A 20,764-nucleotide genomic window follows, 5' to 3' on the forward strand; every position below is an offset into this window, starting at 1 on the left:
TGTCGGAGAAGCTCGGCCCAACTGGTCGTGGCCAACTCAATCCCGAAAGAGCGCGACAGCGGCCGTAATACAACTCAAGGCGCGGGCCGTCAGTCGCCCGGTCGAGCGTCTGACGATCGCTACCGGTACCGCCGTCCCCTTGCGGCGACGGCTGAAGGCGTGGGGCAGCTAAGGGTTTTGGTAGCTGCGTCGTGGAGCCCGGCGGAATCACGATAATCGCGCTCGGCTTCCGGGCCGGCTCCGGATCACTCGGGCCGTTTCTTGGCCGGAATGCGGGGAGGCTCTGCGCCTGACCGCCGCGAACGTCGGAGCTCTCGTCGACTTCGCTTCCCGGCCTCCGAAAGTCGGAGTCGAGGGAAACTCCAACCGTCCTCATGAGTGCCCCCGGCAGGATTCGAACCTGCGGCCTTCTGCTCCGGAGGCAGACGCTCTATCCCCTGAGCTACGGGGGCGCACGCACAGCTGCGCCAATGGGCTCCGACAGCCTAACGCATTCGGATGACTGCTCCTGCCCGCCGGATCCATCCCCGGGTCGCTGCGCTCCTGCCCGCCGGATCCATCCCCGGGTCGCTGCGCTCCTGCCCGCCGGATCCATCCCCGGGTCGCTGCGCTCCTGCCCGCCGAATCCATCCCCGGGTCGCTGCGCTCCTGCCCGCCGGATCCATCCCCGGGTCGCTGCGCTCCTGCCCGCCGGATCCATCCCCGGGTCGCTGCGCTCCTGCCCGCCGACCGCCCGCCGGAGGCTGAGATATGGATTCGGGCGCTGACCACGTCAGACCATAGGATGGACCCCCGTGACACCCGCCGACCTCGCCGAGCTGCTCAAGAACACCGCCGCCGCGGTGCTCACCGAGCATGACCTGGATATCGCCGCCCTGCCAGCGACAGTGACCGTCGAGCGTCCGCGCAACCCTGAGCACGGCGATTACGCGACCAACGTGGCGCTGCAGCTGGCCAAGAAGGTCGGCGCAAACCCTCGTGAGCTGGCCGGCTGGCTGGCCGCGGCGCTGGCCGAAGCCGACGGCATCTCCGCAGCCGAGGTCGCCGGCCCCGGATTCGTGAATCTGCGCATCGAGGCCTCGGCGCAGGGCGTGATCGTGAGCAACGTGCTCGCGGCGGGCGCGAGCTATGGCAATTCCACCGCGCTCGATGGCACCAACATCAACCTGGAGTTCGTCTCGGCCAACCCGACCGGCCCGATCCACATCGGTGGCACCCGCTGGGCCGCCGTCGGTGACGCCCTGGGCCGGCTGCTGAGCACACAGGGTGCGGCGGTCACCCGGGAGTACTACTTCAACGACCACGGCGCCCAGATCGATCGGTTCACCAACTCCCTGATCGCCGCGGCGAACGGCGAGCCCGCGCCCGAAGACGGCTACGCCGGCGACTACATCAAGGACATCGCCGACCAGGTGCTGGCCAAGGCCCCTGATGCGATGAGTCAGACCGGTGATGAGCAGAAGGAGACCTTTCGCTCGATCGGTGTGGACCTGATGTTCAACCACATCAAGGAATCGCTGCACGAGTTCGGCACCGACTTCGACGTCTACACCCACGAAGACTCGATGCACACCAGCGGGCGAGTCGATCAGGCCATCGCCAAGTTGCGCGAGACCGGCAACATCTACGAGAAGGATGGCGCAACGTGGTTGCGCACAACGGAATTCGGCGACGATAAAGACCGGGTCGTCATCAAGAGCGACGGTCAGCCCGCGTACATCGCCGGCGACCTGGCCTACTACCTGGATAAGCGGCAGCGCGGATTCGACCTGTGCATCTACATGCTGGGTGCCGACCACCACGGGTACATCGCCCGGCTCAAAGCCGCCGCAGCCGCCCTCGGCGACGACCCCGACACCGTCGAGGTCCTGATCGGCCAGATGGTCAACCTGGTTCGCGACGGCCAGCCAGTCCGGATGAGCAAGCGCGCGGGAACCGTTATCACCCTCGACGATCTGGTCGAGGCCATCGGCGTGAACGCTGCCCGATACTCGCTGACCCGCTCCTCGGTGGACACCCCGATCGACATCGACTTGCAGCTGTGGTCGTCGGCGTCCAGTGAAAACCCGGTCTACTACGTGCAATACGCGCATGCCCGGCTGTCCGCTCTGGCCCGCAACGCCGCCGACCTCGGGTTGACGCCCGACACCGCACACCTGGAGCTGCTCACCCACGACAAAGAGGGCGCGCTGATCCGCAACCTCGGCGAGTTCAGCCGAGTACTCCAGGCCGGTGCATCGCTGCGCGAGCCGCACCGGGTGTGCCGCTACCTCGAAGATCTGGCCGGGGACTATCACCGGTTCTACGACTCGTGTCGGGTGCTACCCATGGGCGACGAGGAGCCGGGTGATCTTCATCGTGCGCGGCTGGCTCTGTGTGCCGCCACCCGCCAGGTGATCGCCAACGGTCTGAACATCCTCGGCGTATCAGCTCCGGAGCGGATGTGAACGCTCACCCAGCGGGTCCGCGCCACGCCGACGAGATCCATCACGGCGGCGCGCCGCAGCAACCGCAGACCGCCGCCGACGCATTGTCACTCGCTCCGGATGTGTGGCCGCGCAACCTTGTTCGTCGTGACGACGGCGAGGTATCGATCGCGGGTATGCCGGTGACCGGCCTGGCCGCCGAGTACGGAACGCCGCTGTTTGTGATCGACGAGGACGACTTCCGCGCCCGGTGCCGCGAGATCGCCGCGGCGTTCGGCGGCGGTCACAACGTGCATTATGCGGGTAAAGCATTCCTGTGCAGCGAGATCGCGCGCTGGGTGGACCAGGAGGGTCTCTCGCTGGACGTCGCCAGCGGTGGCGAGCTCGCCGTCGCGCTGCACGCCGGATTCCCGGCCGAGCGAATTGCCTTCCACGGCAACAACAAATCTGTCGATGAGCTCGCGACTGCGGTCAAAGAAGGCGTCGGGCACATCGTGCTGGACTCGATCACCGAGATCGAACGTCTCGATACGATCGCGGGCGAAGCCGGCGTGGTGCAGGACGTGTTGCTGCGGGTCACCGTCGGGGTCGAGGCGCACACCCACGAGTTCATCGCGACCGCGCACGAGGACCAGAAGTTCGGCCTGTCGCTGGCGAGCGGCGCGGCCATGGACGCGGTGCGCCGGGTGTTCGCCACCGATCACCTGCGCCTCGTCGGACTGCACAGTCACATCGGGTCGCAGATCTTCGACGTGGCGGGCTTCGAGCTGGCCGCACATCGGGTTATCGGGCTGCTGCGCGACGTGGTTGCCGAGTTCGGGGTCGACAAGACCGCGCAGATGGCCGTCGTCGACCTCGGTGGGGGACTGGGCATTTCCTATCTGCCCCAGGATGATCCGCCGCCTATTGAGGAGCTCGCCGGAAAACTCGACGAGATCGTGCGCAGTGAGTCGGCAGCTGTCGGGCTGCCCGCGCCGCGCCTGGTCGTCGAGCCGGGACGGGCGATCGCCGGGCCGGGCACCGTCACGCTGTATGAGGTCGGCACGGTCAAGGACGTCGCGATTGGCTCGGGCGCCTCGCGCTGCTACGTCAGCGTCGACGGCGGGATGAGCGACAACATCCGCCCGGCGCTCTACGGGGCCGAGTACGACGTCCGGCTGGTGTCCCGGGTTTCCGACTCCGCGCCGACGCTGGCCCGGATCGTCGGAAAGCATTGCGAGAGTGGCGACATCGTTGTCCGAGACACCTGGGTGCCCGAGGACGTCACACCCGGTGATCTGCTGGCGGTGGCCGCCACCGGCGCCTACTGCTATTCGATGTCCAGTCGATACAACCTGATCGGCCGCCCCGCAGTGGTGGCCGTGCGCGACGGGCGGGCTCGCCTGATCCTGCGCCGGGAGACCGTCGACGATCTGCTGAGTTTGGAAGTGAGGTAAAAACCGATGACGGAAAAAGCAATAGGCGTAGCGGTATTGGGCCTGGGTAACGTCGGCAGCGAGGTTGTCCGGATCATCGAGGAGAGCGCGCCGGATCTGGCGGCTCGCATCGGTGCCCCGCTGGAGCTGCGTGGCGTGGCGGTGCGCCGGGTGTCCGATGACCGCGGCCTGCCGGTGGAGTTGCTCACCGACAACGTCGAGGAGCTGGTCTCCCGCGAGGACGTGGACCTCGTCGTCGAGGTGATGGGACCCGTCGAGCCCGCCCGCAAGGCCATCCTGACCGCGCTCGAGGGCGGCAAGTCGGTGGTGACCGCCAACAAGGCGCTGCTGGCTCAATCCACCGGTGAGCTGGCGCAGGCCGCCGAACGAGCCCATGTCGACTTGTATTTCGAGGCCGCGGTGGCCGGTGCGATCCCGGTGATCCGGCCGCTGACGCAGTCGCTGGCCGGCGACACAGTGCTGCGGGTGGCGGGCATCGTCAACGGCACCACCAACTACATCTTGTCCGAAATGTCTTCCACCGGGGCTGATTACAGTTCGGCTCTCGCCGATGCGAGCGCTCTGGGATACGCCGAGGCCGACCCGACCGCCGATGTCGAGGGTTACGACGCCGCGGCCAAGGCTGCGATCCTGGCGTCGATCGCGTTCCATACCCGGGTCACCGCCGACGACGTCTACCGCGAGGGCATCACCAAGATCACCCCGGAAGACTTCGAGTCGGCCAAGGCCCTGGGATGCACCATCAAACTGCTGTCGATATGCGAGCGGGTCACCGGAAGTGATGGGCAACAACGGGTTTCCGCCCGCGTGTACCCGGCGCTGGTGCCGCTGAGTCACCCGCTGGCCAACGTCAACGGGGCGTTCAACGCCGTCGTCGTCGAGGCCGAGGCTGCAGGCCGGTTGATGTTCTACGGCCAGGGCGCCGGCGGCGCGCCGACGGCCTCGGCGGTGATGGGCGATCTGGTGATGGCCGCGCGCAACCGAGTTCAGGGTGGCCGCGGTCCGCGTGAATCCAAGTACGCGCAGCTGCCGATCGCGCCGATGGGCATCATCCAGACCCGGTACTACGTCAGTATGACCGTCACCGACCGCCCCGGCGTGTTGTCGTCGGTCGCAGCCGAATTCGCCAAGCGTGAGGTCAGCATCGCCGAGGTGCGCCAGGAAAGCATGGCCGACGAGGGTGCCCGCATCGTTGTGGTCACCCACCGGGCCACCGATGCGGCGTTGTCCGAAACCGTTGCTGCACTGTCCGATCACGACGCTGTCCAGGAAGTCAACAGCGTGTTGCGTCTGGAGGGAACCAGCGAATGAGCTCAATCAAGGCATCTCCCGTACACACCCCGTGGCGCGGACTGATCGAGGCCTACCGGGACCGGCTGCCGGTCGGCGCGGATTGGACCCCGGTGACCCTGCTGGAGGGTGGCACCCCGCTCATCAGCGCGCCACGGCTATCTGAAAAGACCGGCTGCACAGTTCATTTGAAGGTCGAGGGCCTCAATCCCACCGGTTCCTTCAAGGACCGCGGCATGACAATGGCGGTCACGGATGCCGTCGCGCGCGGCCAGAAGGCCGTGCTCTGCGCCTCGACCGGCAACACCTCTGCTTCGGCGGCGGCCTACGCCGCCCGGGCCGGGATCACCTGTGCGGTGCTGATCCCGCAGGGCAAGATCGCGATGGGCAAGCTGGCGCAGGCGGTCATGCACGGCGCCAAGATCATTCAGATCGACGGCAACTTCGACGACTGCCTGGAGCTCGCCCGCAAGCTGACCAACGATTACCCGACGATCGCGCTGGTCAACAGTGTGAACCCGGTGCGCATCGAGGGCCAGAAGACTGCGGCGTTCGAGATCGTCGACGCGCTGGGCATCGCGCCGGACGTGCACTCACTGCCGGTCGGCAACGCGGGCAACATCACCGCGTACTGGAAGGGCTACCGCGAGTACCACCGTGACGGTCTGACCGAGCGGCTGCCCCGCATGCTCGGCACGCAGGCCGCCGGCGCGGCGCCGCTGGTGTCGGGTCAGCCGGTCACCAACCCTGAGACCATCGCCACCGCGATCCGCATCGGCTCACCGGCGTCCTGGGACGGTGCCGTGACGGCCCAGCAGGACTCCGGCGGCCGGTTCCTGGCTGCCACGGACGACGAGATTCTGGCCGCATATCACCTGGTCGCGGAGTTGGAGGGCGTGTTCGTAGAGCCGGCGTCGGCCGCCAGCATCGCCGGTCTGCTCAAGTCGGTCGAGGACGGCTGGGTCACGCCCGGCTCGTCAGTGGTGTGCACCGTGACCGGCAACGGTCTGAAGGATCCGGACACCGCGCTGCGCGACATGCCTACGGTGAAACCGTTGCCGGTGGATCCGGGCGCCGTCGTCGCCGAGCTGGGCTTGGTCTGAGAGACGCACCCGGTGACCGTGAAACTGCCTGCCGGCCTGACCTCCCACGCCACCGTGGCGGCGTCCAGCGCCAACCTCGGCCCGGGCTTCGACAGCCTCGGCCTGGCGCTGGGGCTTTACGACGAGATCGTGGTCGAGACCACCGACGCCGGGCTGATCATCGAGGTGGAGGGCGAGGGGGCCGGGCAGGTGCCGCAGACCGCCGAGCATCTGGTGGTCCGGGCTCTGCACCGGGGTTTGACGGCAGGTGGTGCCGCCGTCCCGGGACTGCTTGTGCGCTGCCGCAACGCCATTCCGCACTCGCGGGGTCTCGGCTCGTCCGCGGCGGCCGTCGTCGGAGGGTTGGCAGCCGCGAATGGCCTTCTGGCACAAGCGGATTTGCAGCCGTTGACGGATGCGCAGCTGATCCAGCTGTCGTCGGAGTTCGAAGGTCATCCCGACAACGCGTCGGCCGCGGTGCTCGGTGGGGCAGTGGTGTCGTGGACCGACACTCGCACGGCGCCCGCGACGTATGCTGCAGCGCCGTTGCGACTGCACCCGGACATCCGGCTGTTTCCGGGAATCCCGCAAGTACGGTCATCGACCGCGGAGACCCGCGTGCTGCTGCCTGATCACGTCAGCCACGTGGATGCCCGCTTCAACCTGAGTCGGGCAGCGTTGCTGGTGGTTGCGCTCACGGAGCGGCCGGACTTGCTGATGGCGGCCACCGACGACGTTCTGCACCAGCCGCAGCGCGGCCCGGCCATGCCGGCCTCGGCGGAATACCTGCAGGTGTTGCGGCGTTGTGGAGTGCCAGCGGTGCTTTCCGGTGCTGGTCCGTCGGTCTTGGCCCTCACGACCAGCGCGGAGCTGCCGGCCGAGGCCGTCGAGTTCGGCACCGCGATGGGATTCACCGTCAGCGAGATGAGCGTCGGCGAAGCAGTTCGCTGGAGCTCAGGCGTCGCAGTCCGCGGCTGAGTTGCGCACACGCCGGTGGCGATTTCTTGCTTTCCGGCGCTAAAGGGGGATATCCTCGGTGCCGTCCCGGCAATCGCAGCGACTGTTCCTGCGTCGACACTAGGACGACCACCAATTTCTCTTGTGTTCAACTCATGGACTGACGGTTCGCCATATCTCCATGGTCGCGAATCCTGGCGATCACCGTTGACACACAGACGATGGTGAGACTTCGCATTCAGCGAATCGGCTGAGTGCCAGAACCCCTCGCCCCGATGAAACGGCGGGGGAAAGAAAGGAAATCCGTGACCGATACGGACCTGATCACGGCTGCAGAACGTGCCCCGCAGACGGAGGCGCCGGCCGTGACCGCAGAATCCCCCTCGGCGCCTGATTCTCGGCCGGAGACCTCCCCGCAGGCCGCCCCCAGTGGGGACGCCGGCTCGAGCGGCTCGCTCTCAACAATGGTTTTGCCCGAACTTCGTGCCCTGGCCAGCCGAGTTGGCGTCAAGGGAACCTCCGGGATGCGCAAGAGCGATCTCATCGCCGCCATCAAGGAGCACCAGAACGGCGGCAACGGGACCGCCCAGCGCAGTGCCGACACCGCCGAGAAGGCGCCTGCCGCCCAGCCCACCGAGGCTCGCGACAACGCCGAGAACACCGCCGACACCGCCACCGCCGAAACCAATGGCGGCGAGCCGCGTCGCCGTGAGCGGCGTACCGCGACCCGTCAGGCCGGCGCCACCGGCTCCGACGCCGCAGAGCAGCCGAAGTCGCAGGACAACCGGCCCGAGCAGGGCGAGAAGAAGTCCGAGAACAAGGCCGACAACCGCGATTCGGGTGACCAGGGCGGCGCCAACCAGTCCGGCGGCCAGCAGAACCAGAACCGCGGTGACAACCAGAACCGTGGCGACAACCAGAACCGTGGTGACAACCAGAACCGGGGCGACAACCAGAACCGCGGCGACAACCAGAACCGCGGCGACAACCAGAACCGCGGCGATGACGACGACGACCGCCAGGGCCGTCGCGGCCGCCGGTTCCGTGACCGTCGCCGCCGCGGTGAGCGGCAGGGCGGCGAGGGCGGTGGCGGCAACGACACCGAACTCCGCGAAGACGACGTCGTCCAGCCGGTCGCCGGCATCCTCGACGTGCTGGACAACTACGCGTTCGTCCGCACCTCGGGCTACCTGGCCGGTCCGAACGATGTCTACGTCTCGATGAACATGGTCCGCAAGAACGGCCTGCGCCGCGGGGACGCCGTCACCGGTGCAGTCCGGGTGGCCAAAGAAGGCGAGCAGAACAACCAGCGGCAGAAGTTCAACCCGCTGGTCCGGCTGGACAGCGTCAACGGCGGCCCGGTCGAGGCGGCCAAGAACCGCCCCGACTTCACCAAGATGACGCCGCTGTACCCGAACCAGCGACTGCGCCTGGAGACCACCAGCGACCGGCTGACCACCCGCGTGATCGACCTGATCATGCCGATCGGTAAGGGCCAGCGCGCCCTGATCGTGTCGCCGCCCAAGGCCGGTAAGACCACGATCATGCAGGACATCGCGAACGCGATCACCCGCAACAACCCCGAGTGCCACCTGATGGTGGTGTTGGTCGACGAGCGTCCCGAAGAAGTCACCGACATGCAGCGGTCGGTCAAGGGTGAGGTCATCGCCTCGACCTTCGACCGCCCGCCGTCAGACCACACCCAGGCCGCCGAGCTGGCCATCGAGCGGGCCAAGCGCCTGGTCGAGCAGGGTAAGGACGTCGTCGTGCTGCTCGACTCGATCACCCGGCTCGGCCGCGCCTACAACAACGCCTCGCCGGCGTCCGGGCGCATCCTGTCCGGTGGTGTGGATTCGACCGCGCTGTATCCGCCCAAGCGGTTCCTGGGCGCGGCCCGCAACATCGAGCACGGTGGCTCGCTGACGATCATCGCGACGGCCATGGTGGAGACCGGTTCGACCGGTGACACCGTGATCTTCGAAGAGTTCAAGGGCACCGGCAACGCCGAGCTCAAGCTCGACCGCAAGATCGCTGAGCGCCGGGTGTTCCCCGCGGTCGACGTCAACCCGTCGGGCACCCGCAAGGACGAGCTGCTGCTCAGCCCCGACGAGTTTGCGATCGTGCACAAGCTGCGGCGCGTGCTGTCCGGGCTGGACTCGCATCAGGCCATCGACCTGCTGATGAGCCAGCTGCGCAAGACCAAGAACAACTACGAGTTCCTCGTTCAGGTGTCCAAGACCACGCCGGGCGGCCCCGCCGGCAACGGCGACATCGACTAGCCCGAGGCTTCTGCGCGCCGGCGTGCGCTCAGCGCACGTTTTCGCGCCGAACTAGCTCTGCCGCAGCGCGTCCATGCCGGGCGCCAGCAGACCGTCGAGTTCCGACCAGGGCACTGTGATCGTCGGTGTGCCGTGGAAGAACTGATAGTCGGCGAAATGGATCTCCAACCCCGCTGGCGTCGGAATCCAGTTCGCAAAGTTCGCCTCTACAGGCGCGTTGCCCGGTTCGTCGGGCATCGGCGTGGGCCCCACTCCGCTGACGGCGGGCAGTAGCGCTTTGGTCTGTTCGGAGAGCTTGTCCAAGCCCGCTTGCTTGTCGGTGAACAAGTCTCCCAACGTGATCGGCTTGGCGTTGCGCGCGTCGATCACCACGGTGCTGACGAAGCTGCTCGGATGCGCCGACGGCGTGTGTACATACAGGCCGCTGATCAGTTCCGACACCGATGCGCCGCCGAAGTAGATCTGCGGTTGGGTCTCAAACGTCCAAGTGCCGTCCGGGTCGGCGTCGCGTTTGACCGGTTCCAGCTGCCCGGCTGCGGACGCGTGCACCGCGCTGTTGAAGGCGCTGGCCACCCGCGGATCGCCACCGGTGATGGTGTCGACGACCAGTGTCCATCGGCCTTTGCCGTCGGTGGTGGCATCCCCGGCGGTGGACCGGGTGACCGAGTAGGTCTGCTTGTTGGCGACGCCCTTGCTGGGCGCCTCGGTCGTCGGCGACGCGGTCGCGGATCCCGACGAACTGACAGCCGCTGTGGTGGCGGTGGTCTTCGCAGATGTGCTTGTCGAACCCCCACATGCGGTGAGGCCGACGGCCAAAGCTGCAACCAAGACCGCCCCCCGGCGGCTGCGTGTGCCCATGCCTGACATTGTGTCAGGCGGTCAGTCGCTGCCGCGCATAGATCATGATTGCGCTTGGCGCACAATGTTTTTCAGCGACCCTCATTCTGCTGCGGGCGCCATGCGCAGCCCGGGGAGCACGTAGCGCCGCATGAAGCGCAGCACCGCCGCGTGGTCGTCGGGGTCGATCGTCTCGCCGGGAACGGTGCCCAGGGTGATCTGCACCCGGGCCACCCACTCGGCTGCCTCGTCCAGGTCGGTGTCGGCGTGGATCTCGCCGCCGTCGCGCGCCGCTTCGAGGTACGGCCGCCAGAACCGGCCGAGATCGGGCACCAGGCCCTGTACGCCGGCACCGGCGCAGGCCGCGAACTCCTCGGGTTCATCGCGTCGCAGCTGCATCACCAGCGCGCCGGGGGAGTCGTAGGCGCTGCGGCCCAGCCGCACCCCGACGGCCAATCGATCTTCGAAGGTGTCGAGTCCGTCGAGCACCTGGTGCGATTCGGCCCAGAACGCATTGTTGAGGCGCACGATCGCCGCACCCAGCAGCGAGGCCTTGTCGGGGTAGTGTCGGTAGAGCCAGCCGCGGGAGACCCCCGCGGCCTCGGCCACCTCGGAGACCGTGGTCGCCCGGATGCCCTTGGCGCGCAGGCACGATTCCGCGGCGTCGACCAGCCGCTCCTGCACGGACTTCTGTCGGCTGTCGGCGTCGGCGCTGGCAGTCACCTTGGTGGCCCTCCTTGTCTCGACCCGACAGTCCCGATACGGACATCCTTTCAAACGGGACTCAGCAGCTGTCCCGCACACCGGTAGACAGATTTGGCATTCTGTTTACCCTGCGCTTCTATTGTGACCCAAGGCACCCTGGAAAGCCGGGGGATGCCGAAGTTGGCCGAAGAGGGGAGCTCCGTGGCCGAGACCGTCCAGCAGCTGCTTCGTCAGCGCCTCGACGACACCACCCCGGCGGTGAAGTTCGGCGAACGCGTGTGGACCTGGCGCCAACACCTCGACGAGGCGGCCCGCCAGGCGGCGGGTCTGATCGCGATCGCCGACCCGGATCGGCCGCTGCACGTAGGGACGCTGCTGGGCAACACTCCGGCGATGCTGACCGCCATGGCGGCGGCCGGCCTCGGCGGTTATGTGCTGTGCGGGGTGAACAACACCCGCCGCGGCGCGGCGCTGGCCCGCGACATCGTCAAAGCCGACTGCCAGATCCTGCTCACGGATTCAGGGCACCGCGAATTGCTCGAGGGTCTGGAACTGCCGGGCGTCCGCGTGTTCGACGTCGACTCCGACGAGTGGTCGGCGCTGCTGGCCGGCGCCGGGGAGCTGACACCACACCGGGAAGTCGCCGCCACCGACACGTTCATGCTGATCTTCACCTCCGGCACCAGCGGTGAGCCCAAGGCGGTGCAGGTCGCGCACATGATGGTGCCGTTCGCCGGCGTGGCACTGGCCGACCGGTTCGGGATCACCGCCGACGACGTCTGCTACCTGTCGATGCCGCTGTTCCACTCCAACGCGTTGATGGCCGGTTGGGCGGTGGCGCTCAATGCCGGCGCGGCGATGGCCCCGGCCGCGTTCTCGGCATCGGGCCTGCTCGCCGACCTGCGCCGATATGGCGCCACTTACATGAACTACGTCGGCAAGCCGTTGGCCTACGTACTAGCGACGCCAGAGCAGCCCGACGACCACGACAATCCGCTACGGGTCGCTTTCGGCAACGAGGCCACCGACCGCGACATCGCCGAGTTCGGCCGCCGCTTCGGCTGCGCGGTGTGGGACGGGTTCGGCTCCACCGAGGGCGCGGTCATCATCACCCGCGAGGACGACTGCCCACCCGGTTCGGTCGGGCGCGGCTTTCCCGGCGTGGCCATCTACGACCCCGAGACCCGTCAGGAATGCGCGACGGCGGTGTTCGACGAGACCGGCGCGCTGGCCAACGCCGACGAGGCGGTGGGGGAGATCGTCAACACCACCGGCGGGGGCATGTTCGGCGGGTACTACAACGACGGCAACGCCACCGACGAACGCCTTCGCCACGGCATGTATTGGTCCGGGGACCTGGGCTACCGCGACGCCGACGGCTGGATCTACCTGGCCGGCCGGACCGCGGACTGGATGCGCGTCGACGGCGAGAACATGGCTGCCGCGCCCATCGAGCGGATCATCTTGCGGTTGCCGCAGGTCAGCCAGGTGGCGGTGTATCCCGTGCCCGACGAGCATGTGGGTGATCAGGTGATGGCGGCGATCGTGCTCGCCGACCACGCCCAACTGACCCCCGCCGAGCTCGAGGAGTTCCTGGCCCAGCAGTCGGACCTGTCGCCCAAGTCGTGGCCCCGGTACGTCTGGATCGCCGATGAGCTGCCGGCCACCGCCACCAACAAGGTACTCAAGCGCGAGCTCATCACCCAGGGGACCAAGCCCCAGAAGGGGCAAGTCTGGACCCGTGCGGCGCGGTCGAGGAGTTACACGATCGCCTGAGGAATAGGCCGAGGCGACCGCGCGTTTGGGCTGGTGATGGTCTACCTGGCATACTGGATCGTCGACCACCTCAGGTACCGGTTCACGCTCGAATTGCCAGGAAAACACTCGGGCGACCCGGCGACCATCGAATGCAGAGGACACCATGAAAACTGGGATTCATCCCGCTTACGCCGAGACCACCGTGGTCTGCGGTTGTGGCAATTCCTTCACCACTCGCAGCACCAAGGACGGCGGACACATCACCGTCGAGGTGTGCTCGCAGTGTCACCCGTTCTACACCGGCAAGCAGAAGATCCTCGACAGCGGCGGCCGCGTCGCCCGCTTCGAGAAGCGCTACGGCAAGCGCAAGGCCGGCGAGACCGCCGACAAGTAGCTGCTTTACCGACGCCCGCTCTGCTGCCCTGCGCGCAGGCCGGGCGTCGGTTTGCGTTTGGGGGCAGGGTCGACAGTCGGACAGAGATGAGGTGAGTGTGACGCACTCGACGCAGGTTGAGGCTGTGCTGACCGAACATGCCGACCTCGAACGTCAGATGTCCGATCCGGCACTGCACGCCGACGCCGGCAATGCCCGCCGGGTGGGCCGGCGGTTCGCGCAGCTGGCGCCGATCGTCACCACTTACCGCAGGCTGGAGACCGCCCGTGGCGACCTCGATGCCGCCCGCGAGCTGGCCGCCGAAGACGCCTCTTTCGCCGCCGAGGTGCCCGAGCTCGAGGCCAGGGTCGCCGAACTCGACGCCCACCTGACCGACCTGTTGGCGCCGCGGGATCCGCACGACGCCGACGACATCGTCCTCGAGGTGAAATCCGGTGAGGGCGGGGAGGAGTCGGCGCTCTTCGCCGCCGACCTCGCGCGCATGTACATCCGGTACGCCGAGCGGCACGGCTGGACCGTCACGATGCTCGACGAGACATGGTCGGATCTCGGCGGTTACAAGGACGCGACGCTGTCGATTCGCAGCAAGGGCGACTCGGCCGACGGCGTGTGGTCGCGGATGAAGTTCGAGGGCGGCGTGCACCGGGTGCAGCGGGTGCCGGTCACGGAATCTCAGGGCCGGGTTCACACCTCCGCGGCCGGCGTCCTCGTCTACCCCGAGCCCGAAGACGTCGAGGCTGTCCAGATCGACGAATCCGACCTGCGGATCGACGTGTACCGCAGCTCAGGTAAGGGCGGCCAGGGCGTCAACACCACCGACTCGGCGGTCCGCATCACCCACCTGCCCACCGGCATCGTCGTCACCTGCCAGAACGAACGCTCGCAGCTGCAGAACAAGGCCCGCGCGATGGTGGTGCTGGCCGCGCGCCTGCAAGCGCTGGCCGAGGAGCAGGCGTCGGCTGACGCGTCGGCGGACCGGGCCAGCCAGATCCGCACGGTCGACCGCAGCGAGCGGATCCGCACCTACAACTTCCCCGAGAACCGCATCGCCGATCACCGGATCAACTTCAAGGCGCACAACCTCGATCAGGTGCTCGACGGTGAGCTCGACCCGCTGCTGGATGCCCTGGCCGAGGCGGACAAGCAGACCCGGCTTCAGCAGGCATGAGCCGAAGCCTGCGGCAGGCCATCGACGTGGCCACCGCTGCGCTCGCCCGCGCGGGCGTCGGCTCGCCGCGCATCGACGCCGAGCTGTTGGCGGCCCATCTGGCCGGCACCGATCGTGGCCGGCTGGCCACCATCGCCGAGCCCGACGCCGACTTCTTCCGCCGCTATGACGCGATCATCGACGCCCGTTGCACCCGCGTCCCGGTGCAGCACCTGACCGGTTCGGCGCCGTTCGGCCGGCTGGATCTGACGGTCGGTCCCGGGGTGTTCATCCCACGCCCGGAGACCGAGGCGCTGCTGGAATGGGCGCTGGCGCAACGCCTACCCGATGACCCGGTGATCGTCGACCTGTGTACCGGATCCGGTGCGCTGGCGATCGCGCTGGCCGCAGCGTGGCCGCAAGCGCGGGTGATCGCCGTCGACGACGACCCCACCGCGCTGGGCTACGCCCGACGCAACGCCGAGTCGACCGCTGTCGACGTGGTACAGGCTGACGTGACCGTCGCAGGCCTGCTGCCAGAGTTGCGCGGTAGCGTCGACCTCGTGGTATCCAATCCGCCGTACATCCCTGTCGGGGCGCAGCTGGAACCCGAAGTGGCCGACCACGACCCGGCGCACGCGCTGTTCGGCGGCGACGACGGCATGGCCGTGATCGGGCCGATTGCGCGCCTGGCCGCTGGCTGGCTCAAGCCCGGCGGACTGTTCGCCGTCGAGCACGACGACACCACGTCGCAGCTGACTGTCGAAACCATCAGCACCACAGCACTTTTCACTGACATCAGCCCCCGCCACGATCTGGCCGGCCGTCCCCGATTCGTGACGGCCCGCCGGGTAAAGGAGTCAGCGTGACCCAGGTGTTCGACTGTGCCGACCCCAACCAGCGCGCCGAGGCGATCACCGCCGCGGCGGCTGCGGTGAAGAGCAGCCGGCTCGTCGTGATGCCCACCGACACGGTGTACGGCATCGGGGCCGACGCCTTCGACAGCGGCGCCGTGTCGGCGCTGCTGGCCGCCAAGGGCCGCGGTCGCGACATGCCGGTCGGTGTACTCGTCGGCTCCTGGCACACCATCGAAGGCCTGGTGTATTCGGTGCCGCACAGCGCCCGCGAACTGATTCGGGCGTTCTGGCCGGGTGCGCTGAGCTTGGTTGTGCAGCAGGCGCCCTCGCTGCAGTGGGACCTCGGCGATGCCCGCGGCACCGTGATGTTGCGGATGCCGCTGCATCCGGTCGCGATCGAACTGCTGCGCGAGACCGGCCCGATGGCGGTTTCCAGCGCGAACCTGTCCGGGCGTCCGGCGGCGACGACGTCGGAGGAGGCGCAGCGCCAGCTCGGTGATCTGGTTCAGGTGTATCTCGATGCCGGGCCGTCGCCGGAGCAGGCCGCCTCGACGATCGTCGACCTCACCGGATCCGCCCCGCGACTCCTGCGCGAGGGGCCGATCAGCGCGGCCGCCATCGCCGAGGTGCTCGGCACCGACGTCGCCTCGTTGACCGCCTGAACCGCCACAGCTTGGTGCAGTACGGTTTTTGCGATGGTCGGCACATCGGAATTCGTTGCGAGCGCGCTCGCGCTGGCTGACCGTGGCGCCGGTGTTCCGTTGCGCGAGTTGGCCCTTGTCGGGCTGACCGCCGCGATCATCACCTATTTCGCCACCGGTTGGGTTCGGGTGTTCGCGACCCGGGTCGGCGCGGTGGCCTATCCCCGCGAGCGGGACGTCCACCTGAAGCCGACCCCGCGGATGGGCGGCCTGGCGATGTACGCCGGCGTCGTCGTGGCGGTCTTCCTGGCGTCGCAGTTGCCCGCGCTCACCCGCGGCTTCATCTACTCCTCGGGCATGCCGGCGGTCGTGGTCGCCGGCGGACTGATCATGGGCATCGGGCTGATCGACGACCGGTGGGGCCTGGACGCGCTGACCAAGTTCGCGGGCCAGATCACCGCGGCCAGCGTCCTGGTCACGATGGGCGTGGCGTGGAGTGTCTTGTACATCCCGCTCGGCGGGGTCGGCACCATCGTGCTGGACCAGGTGTCCTCGATCCTGCTGACGCTGGCGTTGACGGTGTCGATCGTGAACGCGATGAATTTCGTCGACGGCCTCGACGGGTTGGCGGCGGGCCTCGGGCTGATCACAGCCCTGGCGATCTGCATCTTCTCGGTCGGCCTGCTGCGCGACCACGGCGGCGACGTGCTGTTCTACCCGCCCGCGGTGATCTCGGTGGTGCTGGCGGGCGCGTGTCTTGGGTTCCTGCCGCACAACTTCTACCGCGCCAAGATATTCATGGGCGATTCCGGCTCGATGCTCATCGGCCTGATGCTGGCCGCCGCCTCCACCACCGCGGCGGGCCCGATCTCTCAGAGCGCCTATGGAGCACGCGATGTTTTCGCCCTGCTCTCGCCGTTCCTGCTGGTCGTCGCGGTGATGCTGGTGCCGGCCCTGGACACGTTGCTGGCCATCGTCCGTCGCACCCGCGCCGGCCGCAGCCCGCTGAGCCCGGACAAGATGCATCTGCATCACCGGCTGCTGCAGATCGGGCACTCGCATCGCCGCGCTGTGCTGCTGATCTACCTGTGGGTGGGCATCATCGCGTTCGGTGCGGCGGCCACCATCTTCTTCGACCCGCGCTACACCGGGGCGGTGATGCTGGCGGCGATCGTGGTCGCCATCGTGGTCACGTTGATCCCACTGTTGCGCCGCCGGGACGATGATTACGAGGGAGTTTACGACAGTAAGTAGTAGACGTGTTTTCTGCCGTCTACCATGTGGTACGGTGCTGGCAGAACCCAGCCGAGACACAGCAAGAAACCTCGCGGGTTGCCGGCCCGGCCCATCGGATTCACGTCCGATCGGCGCCGATTTACGACCGACAAAGGGAGCTGCCCCTTGGGTGATTCCAGCGCGCCTGTCGCCCTCCGATACGCTCGGCGGGCCAGGACGAAGGATCACTTGACCGGCTCCCCAGAACGCAAGATTGAGGTGAACCTGTGACGACACCAGCGCAAGATGCGCCGTTGGTGTTTCCGTCCGTTGCCTTCCGGCCCGTTCGGCTTCTTGCGATCTGCGCTGCGCTGACCGCGCTCGCGGTGGTGCTGGCCGCGGTGGCCGGTCACATCCTGTTCGGGGTTTTCTTCGGCGTCGGCCTGGCGCTGGGCCTGGTCAACGCCATTCTGGTGCAGCGGTCGGTGGAGTCGATCACCGCCGGTGACCACCCTCTCAAGCGCAAGATGGCACTGAACTCCGCGACCCGGTTGCTGGTGATCACGTCGATCGGCTTGGCCATCGCGATCATCTTCCGGCCGCTGGGGCTGGGTGTGCTCTTTGGTTTGGCGCTGTTCCAAGTTCTTTTGGTTTTGAGCACCGCGTTGCCGGTGTGGAAGAAGATTCGCACGGGCGACCACGACGCCGACGTAGTTGCAAGCCCCGGAGCTGCCGGCTCCGCCGACGAAGCACCGAAGGATTGACCACGCGATGAGTGAACGCATCCTCGCCGAGGCCGCCATCGAGGTCGGCCACCACGACACCGCCAAGTGGCTGGGTCTGACGGTCAACGTCGACACCATCATGGCGACGGCGATCGCCGCCGTGATCGTGATCGCGCTGGCGTTCGTACTGCGAGCCAAGGTCACCTCGACCGGCGTCCCCAGCGGCGTGCAGTTGCTGTGGGAGACGCTGACGACTCAGATGCGCGGCCAGATCGAATCCGCGATCGGCATGAAGATCGCCCCGTTCGTGCTGCCGCTGGCGGTGGCGCTGTTCATCTTCATCCTGATCGCCAACTGGATTTCGGTGCTGCCGGTGCAGTACGGCACCGCCGACGGCAGCACGCACGAGCTGCTCAAGCCGCCGGCCGCCGACATCAACTTCGTGCTGGCGCTCGCTCTGTTCGTGTTCTTCTGCTACCACGCGGCCGGCATCTGGCGCCGCGGCCTGATCGGCCACCCGGTGAAGCTGCTCAAGGGCCACGTCGCGTTCCTCGCCCCGATCAACCTCGTCGAGGAACTGGCCAAGCCGATCTCGTTGTCGCTCCGACTTTTCGGCAACATCTTCGCCGGCGGCATCATGGTCGCGCTGATTGCGCTGTTCCCGCCGTACATCATGTGGGCGCCCAACGCGATCTGGAAGACGTTCGACTTGTTCGTCGGCTTGATCCAGGCATTCATCTTCGCGCTTCTGACGATTCTGTACTTCAGCCAGTCGATGGAACTGGAAGAAGACCACCACTAAAAGACGTGTTCGACCCAAGGACCACCCACTCACCTGGTAGGAGTCCTACCAGCAATCAAGGAGGATAAGTAATGGCAGACCCTCAAATCGTCATGGGAGCCCTGATCGGCGGCGGGCTCATCCTGGGCGGCGGCGCCATCGGCGCCGGTATCGGTGACGGCATCGCCGGTAACGCCCTGATTTCCGGCATCGCCCGGCAGCCCGAGGCCCAGGGCCGGCTGTTCACCCCGTTCTTCATCACTGTTGGTCTGGTGGAGGCGGCGTACTTCATCAACCTGGCGTTCATGGCCCTGTTCGTGTTCGCCACGCCTGGCGCTTCCTAGTCGGCATGGGGGAGCACAGCGTCACTCTGTTGGCGGCCGAGGAAGGTGGCACCCAGAACTTCCTCGTCCCCAACGGCACCTTCTTCTTCGTACTCGCGATCTTCCTGATCGTGCTGGGCGTGATCGGCAAGTTCGTCGTGCCGCCGGTCCAGAAGGTGCTCGGTGAGCGCGAGAAGATGGTCGCCAAGACCACCGAGGACAACCGCAAGGCCACTGAGCTGGATGCCGCCGCGGATTCCGACTTCCAGAAGGTGATGGCGGAGGCCCGCACCGAGGCATCGGGGATCCGCGACGAGGCCCGGGCCGAGGGTCGCAAGATCCTCGAGGAGCACCGGGGCCGCGCCAGCGAGGAGGCTGCCGCAACCCTGCAGCAGGCGGCCGATCAGCTCAAGCAGCAGAGCGACAGCATCTCCGGTGACCTGAGGTCATCGGTGGATACGCTTTCTGCCACGCTGGCCAGCCGCGTTCTGGGTGTTGAGGTCTCCAGCGAGTCGGCGACAACGGCGCCGGGACGGTAGGACATGTCAACCTTCATCGGACAGCTCATCGGCTTCGCGGTCATCGTGGCCATCATCTGGCGGTACGTCGTGCCGCCGTTGAAAAACATGATGGCCAACCAGAAAGAGGCCGTTCGCACTCAGCTCGACGACAGCGCGAAGGCCGGTCAGCGGTTGGCTGATGCCGACAAGCATCACGCCAAGCGGGTCGACGAGGCCAAGGCCGAAGCCAAGCGCATCGTGGAAGAGGCGCGGGTCGATGCCGAAGGCATCACCGCGCAACTGCGTGCGCAGGCAGATGTCGAGGTGGAGCGGATCAAAGTCCAAGGTGCGCAACAGGTTCAGTTGCTGCGCGCTCAGCTGATCCGGCAGTTGCGTCAAGACCTCGGCAGTGAGTCGGTGCGGCGCGCGGGCGAGCTGGTGCGTGCCCACGTCGCCGACTCGCAGTCGCAGTCCGCCACTGTCGACCGCTTCCTGGACGAACTGGATTCGATGGCCCCGGCGGCCTACACGCCGGAGGCCGGTTCAGATCTGCGGTCGGCCAGTCGCGAAGCTCAGGCCGCGGTGGTCGAGAAGTTCGACGCGCTGTCCTCGGATCTGTCGGTCGATGCGTTGTCCACGCTGTCCGATGACCTTGCGTCGGTGGCCGCGCTGCTGATTGCCGAGCCCATCCTCGCCCGCCATCTCGCGGAGTCCTCCGGTGAGGTCGACGCCAAGAAGCAGTTGATTCACCGGCTGCTCGACGGCAAGGTCGGCGACAACACACTCCAGCTGCTCGAGACCGCGGTATCGGTGCGCTGGTCGTTGACCTCGGATCTGGTCGACGTCGTCGAGCATGTCGCGCGGCTGGCACTGCTGACTCGCGCGGAGCGCGAGAACCAGGCCGACGAGCTCGAGGAGCAGCTCTTCCGCTTCACCCGCATCCTGGACGAGCAGCCCCGGCTGACTTCCCTGCTGGGCGACTACACCGCACCGGCCGACGGCCGAATCGAGTTGCTGCGCAAGGTCCTCGGTGACGGCAGCGGTGCCAGCGCGACCGCGACCGCCCTGCTGGTTCAGACCATCAGCCTGCTGCGCGGCGACCGGGCCGACGAAGCGGTGCTGGAGCTGGCTCAACTTGCGGTCGCCCGGCGCGGCGAGATCGTCGCTCAGGTCAGTGCGGCTGCCGAGCTCAGTTCGGAGCAGCGCACCCGCCTGACCGAGGTGCTGACCCGGATCTACAACCACCCTGTTTCGGTGCAGCTGAACATCGATCCCTCTCTGCTGGGCGGCCTTTCGGTCGCCGTCGGCGACGAGGTGATCGACGGGACGTTGTCCTCGCGGCTGGATGCAGCTGTGACGCGGCTTCCCGATTAGCCGACCGACTGACCGGCCGAACAGCCGACCGAACCCC

At 67.3% G+C, this 20,764-nt stretch carries 19 protein-coding genes and 1 tRNA gene; 17 read left to right on the top strand and 3 right to left on the bottom strand.

The features are described from left to right. Positions 1-379: 379 nt before the first annotated feature. Positions 380-452: transfer RNA gene (locus CRM90_RS24590), tRNA-Arg, on the bottom strand. A gap of 342 nt (positions 453-794) precedes the next feature. On the opposite strand from CRM90_RS24590, the gene argS reads away from it, so the two are divergent. The 6 genes from argS (at position 795) to rho (ending at position 9,470) form a co-directional block, all read left to right on the top strand. After that, positions 795-2,447, top strand: a complete 1,653-nt coding sequence (gene argS / locus CRM90_RS24595; protein ID WP_102809528.1) for an arginine--tRNA ligase — start codon at positions 795-797, stop codon at positions 2,445-2,447. 35 nt (positions 2,448-2,482) lie between these two features. Then, positions 2,483-3,862: a diaminopimelate decarboxylase gene (gene lysA / locus CRM90_RS24600; RefSeq protein ID WP_199190039.1), complete on the top strand. Its 1,380-nt coding sequence runs from the start codon at positions 2,483-2,485 to the stop codon at positions 3,860-3,862. Positions 3,863-3,868: 6 nt separating this feature from the next. After that, positions 3,869-5,173, top strand: a complete 1,305-nt coding sequence (locus CRM90_RS24605; protein ID WP_102809530.1) for a homoserine dehydrogenase — start codon at positions 3,869-3,871, stop codon at positions 5,171-5,173. Then, on the top strand, positions 5,170-6,255 hold the full coding sequence (gene thrC, locus CRM90_RS24610) for a threonine synthase (protein WP_102809531.1): 1,086 nt from the start codon (positions 5,170-5,172) through the stop codon (positions 6,253-6,255). The genes CRM90_RS24605 and thrC overlap by 4 nt, the downstream gene beginning before the upstream one ends. Before the next feature lie 12 nt (positions 6,256-6,267). Next, complete coding sequence (thrB, locus tag CRM90_RS24615) at positions 6,268-7,212, top strand: homoserine kinase (protein WP_102809532.1); 945 nt, start codon at positions 6,268-6,270, stop codon at positions 7,210-7,212. A 284-nt stretch (positions 7,213-7,496) separates the two neighbouring features. Further along, positions 7,497-9,470, top strand: a complete 1,974-nt coding sequence (gene rho / locus CRM90_RS24620; protein ID WP_102809533.1) for a transcription termination factor Rho — start codon at positions 7,497-7,499, stop codon at positions 9,468-9,470. A gap of 51 nt (positions 9,471-9,521) precedes the next feature. Here rho and CRM90_RS31080 read toward each other — a convergent pair whose 3' ends face one another. Together CRM90_RS31080 and CRM90_RS24630 are read right to left on the bottom strand one after the other, a co-directional pair. After that, positions 9,522-10,328: an RsiV family protein gene (locus CRM90_RS31080; RefSeq protein ID WP_233209492.1), complete on the bottom strand. Its 807-nt coding sequence runs from the start codon at positions 10,326-10,328 to the stop codon at positions 9,522-9,524. Positions 10,329-10,409: 81 nt separating this feature from the next. Then, positions 10,410-11,030 carry a TetR/AcrR family transcriptional regulator gene (locus CRM90_RS24630; protein ID WP_102809534.1) on the bottom strand — a complete coding sequence of 207 codons (621 nt, stop codon included), beginning with the start codon at positions 11,028-11,030 and terminating at the stop codon, positions 10,410-10,412. Between the two features lie 183 nt (positions 11,031-11,213). Between CRM90_RS24630 and fadD1 the strand changes: the two genes are divergently transcribed. The 11 genes from fadD1 (at position 11,214) to CRM90_RS24685 (ending at position 20,727) form a co-directional block, all read left to right on the top strand. Next, the gene (fadD1, locus tag CRM90_RS24635; RefSeq protein WP_102809549.1) at positions 11,214-12,788 is read left to right on the top strand and encodes a fatty-acid--CoA ligase FadD1; all 1,575 of its coding nucleotides are present in this window, start codon (positions 11,214-11,216) and stop codon (positions 12,786-12,788) included. Positions 12,789-12,933: 145 nt separating this feature from the next. Beyond that, positions 12,934-13,164 (top strand): 50S ribosomal protein L31, encoded by a 231-nt coding sequence (gene rpmE, locus CRM90_RS24640; protein ID WP_036343974.1) that lies wholly within the window; start codon positions 12,934-12,936, stop codon positions 13,162-13,164. 97 nt (positions 13,165-13,261) lie between these two features. After that, positions 13,262-14,332 carry a peptide chain release factor 1 gene (prfA, locus tag CRM90_RS24645; RefSeq protein WP_102809550.1) on the top strand — a complete coding sequence of 357 codons (1,071 nt, stop codon included), beginning with the start codon at positions 13,262-13,264 and terminating at the stop codon, positions 14,330-14,332. Beyond that, positions 14,329-15,180 carry a peptide chain release factor N(5)-glutamine methyltransferase gene (prmC, locus tag CRM90_RS24650; protein WP_102809535.1) on the top strand — a complete coding sequence of 284 codons (852 nt, stop codon included), beginning with the start codon at positions 14,329-14,331 and terminating at the stop codon, positions 15,178-15,180. Before prfA ends, prmC begins: the two co-directional genes overlap by 4 nt. Beyond that, the gene (locus CRM90_RS24655; RefSeq protein WP_102809536.1) at positions 15,177-15,830 is read left to right on the top strand and encodes an L-threonylcarbamoyladenylate synthase; all 654 of its coding nucleotides are present in this window, start codon (positions 15,177-15,179) and stop codon (positions 15,828-15,830) included. Before prmC ends, CRM90_RS24655 begins: the two co-directional genes overlap by 4 nt. Positions 15,831-15,863: 33 nt before the next feature. Continuing rightward, entirely contained in the window at positions 15,864-17,063 is a 1,200-nt protein-coding gene (locus CRM90_RS24660; protein ID WP_102809537.1) for a glycosyltransferase family 4 protein, read from the top strand. A gap of 248 nt (positions 17,064-17,311) precedes the next feature. Further along, positions 17,312-17,788, top strand: coding sequence for an ATP synthase subunit I (locus CRM90_RS24665; protein ID WP_102809538.1), 477 nt, complete (start codon positions 17,312-17,314; stop codon positions 17,786-17,788). A 7-nt stretch (positions 17,789-17,795) separates the two neighbouring features. After that, complete coding sequence (atpB, locus tag CRM90_RS24670; RefSeq protein ID WP_102809539.1) at positions 17,796-18,551, top strand: F0F1 ATP synthase subunit A; 756 nt, start codon at positions 17,796-17,798, stop codon at positions 18,549-18,551. A 71-nt stretch (positions 18,552-18,622) separates the two neighbouring features. Next, the gene (locus CRM90_RS24675) at positions 18,623-18,874 is read left to right on the top strand and encodes a F0F1 ATP synthase subunit C (RefSeq protein ID WP_036343982.1); all 252 of its coding nucleotides are present in this window, start codon (positions 18,623-18,625) and stop codon (positions 18,872-18,874) included. 5 nt (positions 18,875-18,879) lie between these two features. Continuing rightward, positions 18,880-19,392 carry a F0F1 ATP synthase subunit B gene (locus tag CRM90_RS24680; protein WP_102809540.1) on the top strand — a complete coding sequence of 171 codons (513 nt, stop codon included), beginning with the start codon at positions 18,880-18,882 and terminating at the stop codon, positions 19,390-19,392. Positions 19,393-19,395: 3 nt separating this feature from the next. Continuing rightward, positions 19,396-20,727 (top strand): F0F1 ATP synthase subunit B/delta, encoded by a 1,332-nt coding sequence (locus tag CRM90_RS24685; RefSeq protein WP_102809541.1) that lies wholly within the window; start codon positions 19,396-19,398, stop codon positions 20,725-20,727. Positions 20,728-20,764: the final 37 nt, after the last annotated feature.

The sequence above is a fragment of the Mycobacterium sp. ENV421 genome (assembly GCF_002887815.1).
Classification (GTDB): Bacteria; Actinomycetota; Actinomycetes; order Mycobacteriales; family Mycobacteriaceae; genus Mycobacterium.

Bases quoted from the DNA above. Each gene is read 5' to 3' on its own strand.
- CRM90_RS24605 (WP_102809530.1), top strand. From the start codon at position 3,869: ATGACGGAAAAAGCAATAGGCGTAGCGGTATTGGGCCTGGGTAACGTC.
- thrC (WP_102809531.1), top strand. From the start codon at position 5,170: ATGAGCTCAATCAAGGCATCTCCCGTACACACCCCGTGGCGCGGACTG.
- CRM90_RS31080 (WP_233209492.1), bottom strand. From the start codon at position 10,328: ATGGGCACACGCAGCCGCCGGGGGGCGGTCTTGGTTGCAGCTTTGGCC.
- rpmE (WP_036343974.1), top strand. From the start codon at position 12,934: ATGAAAACTGGGATTCATCCCGCTTACGCCGAGACCACCGTGGTCTGC.
- prmC (WP_102809535.1), top strand. From the start codon at position 14,329: ATGAGCCGAAGCCTGCGGCAGGCCATCGACGTGGCCACCGCTGCGCTC.
- CRM90_RS24660 (WP_102809537.1), top strand. From the start codon at position 15,864: ATGGTCGGCACATCGGAATTCGTTGCGAGCGCGCTCGCGCTGGCTGAC.
- atpB (WP_102809539.1), top strand. From the start codon at position 17,796: ATGAGTGAACGCATCCTCGCCGAGGCCGCCATCGAGGTCGGCCACCAC.
- CRM90_RS24675 (WP_036343982.1), top strand. From the start codon at position 18,623: ATGGCAGACCCTCAAATCGTCATGGGAGCCCTGATCGGCGGCGGGCTC.
- CRM90_RS24680 (WP_102809540.1), top strand. From the start codon at position 18,880: ATGGGGGAGCACAGCGTCACTCTGTTGGCGGCCGAGGAAGGTGGCACC.
- CRM90_RS24685 (WP_102809541.1), top strand. From the start codon at position 19,396: ATGTCAACCTTCATCGGACAGCTCATCGGCTTCGCGGTCATCGTGGCC.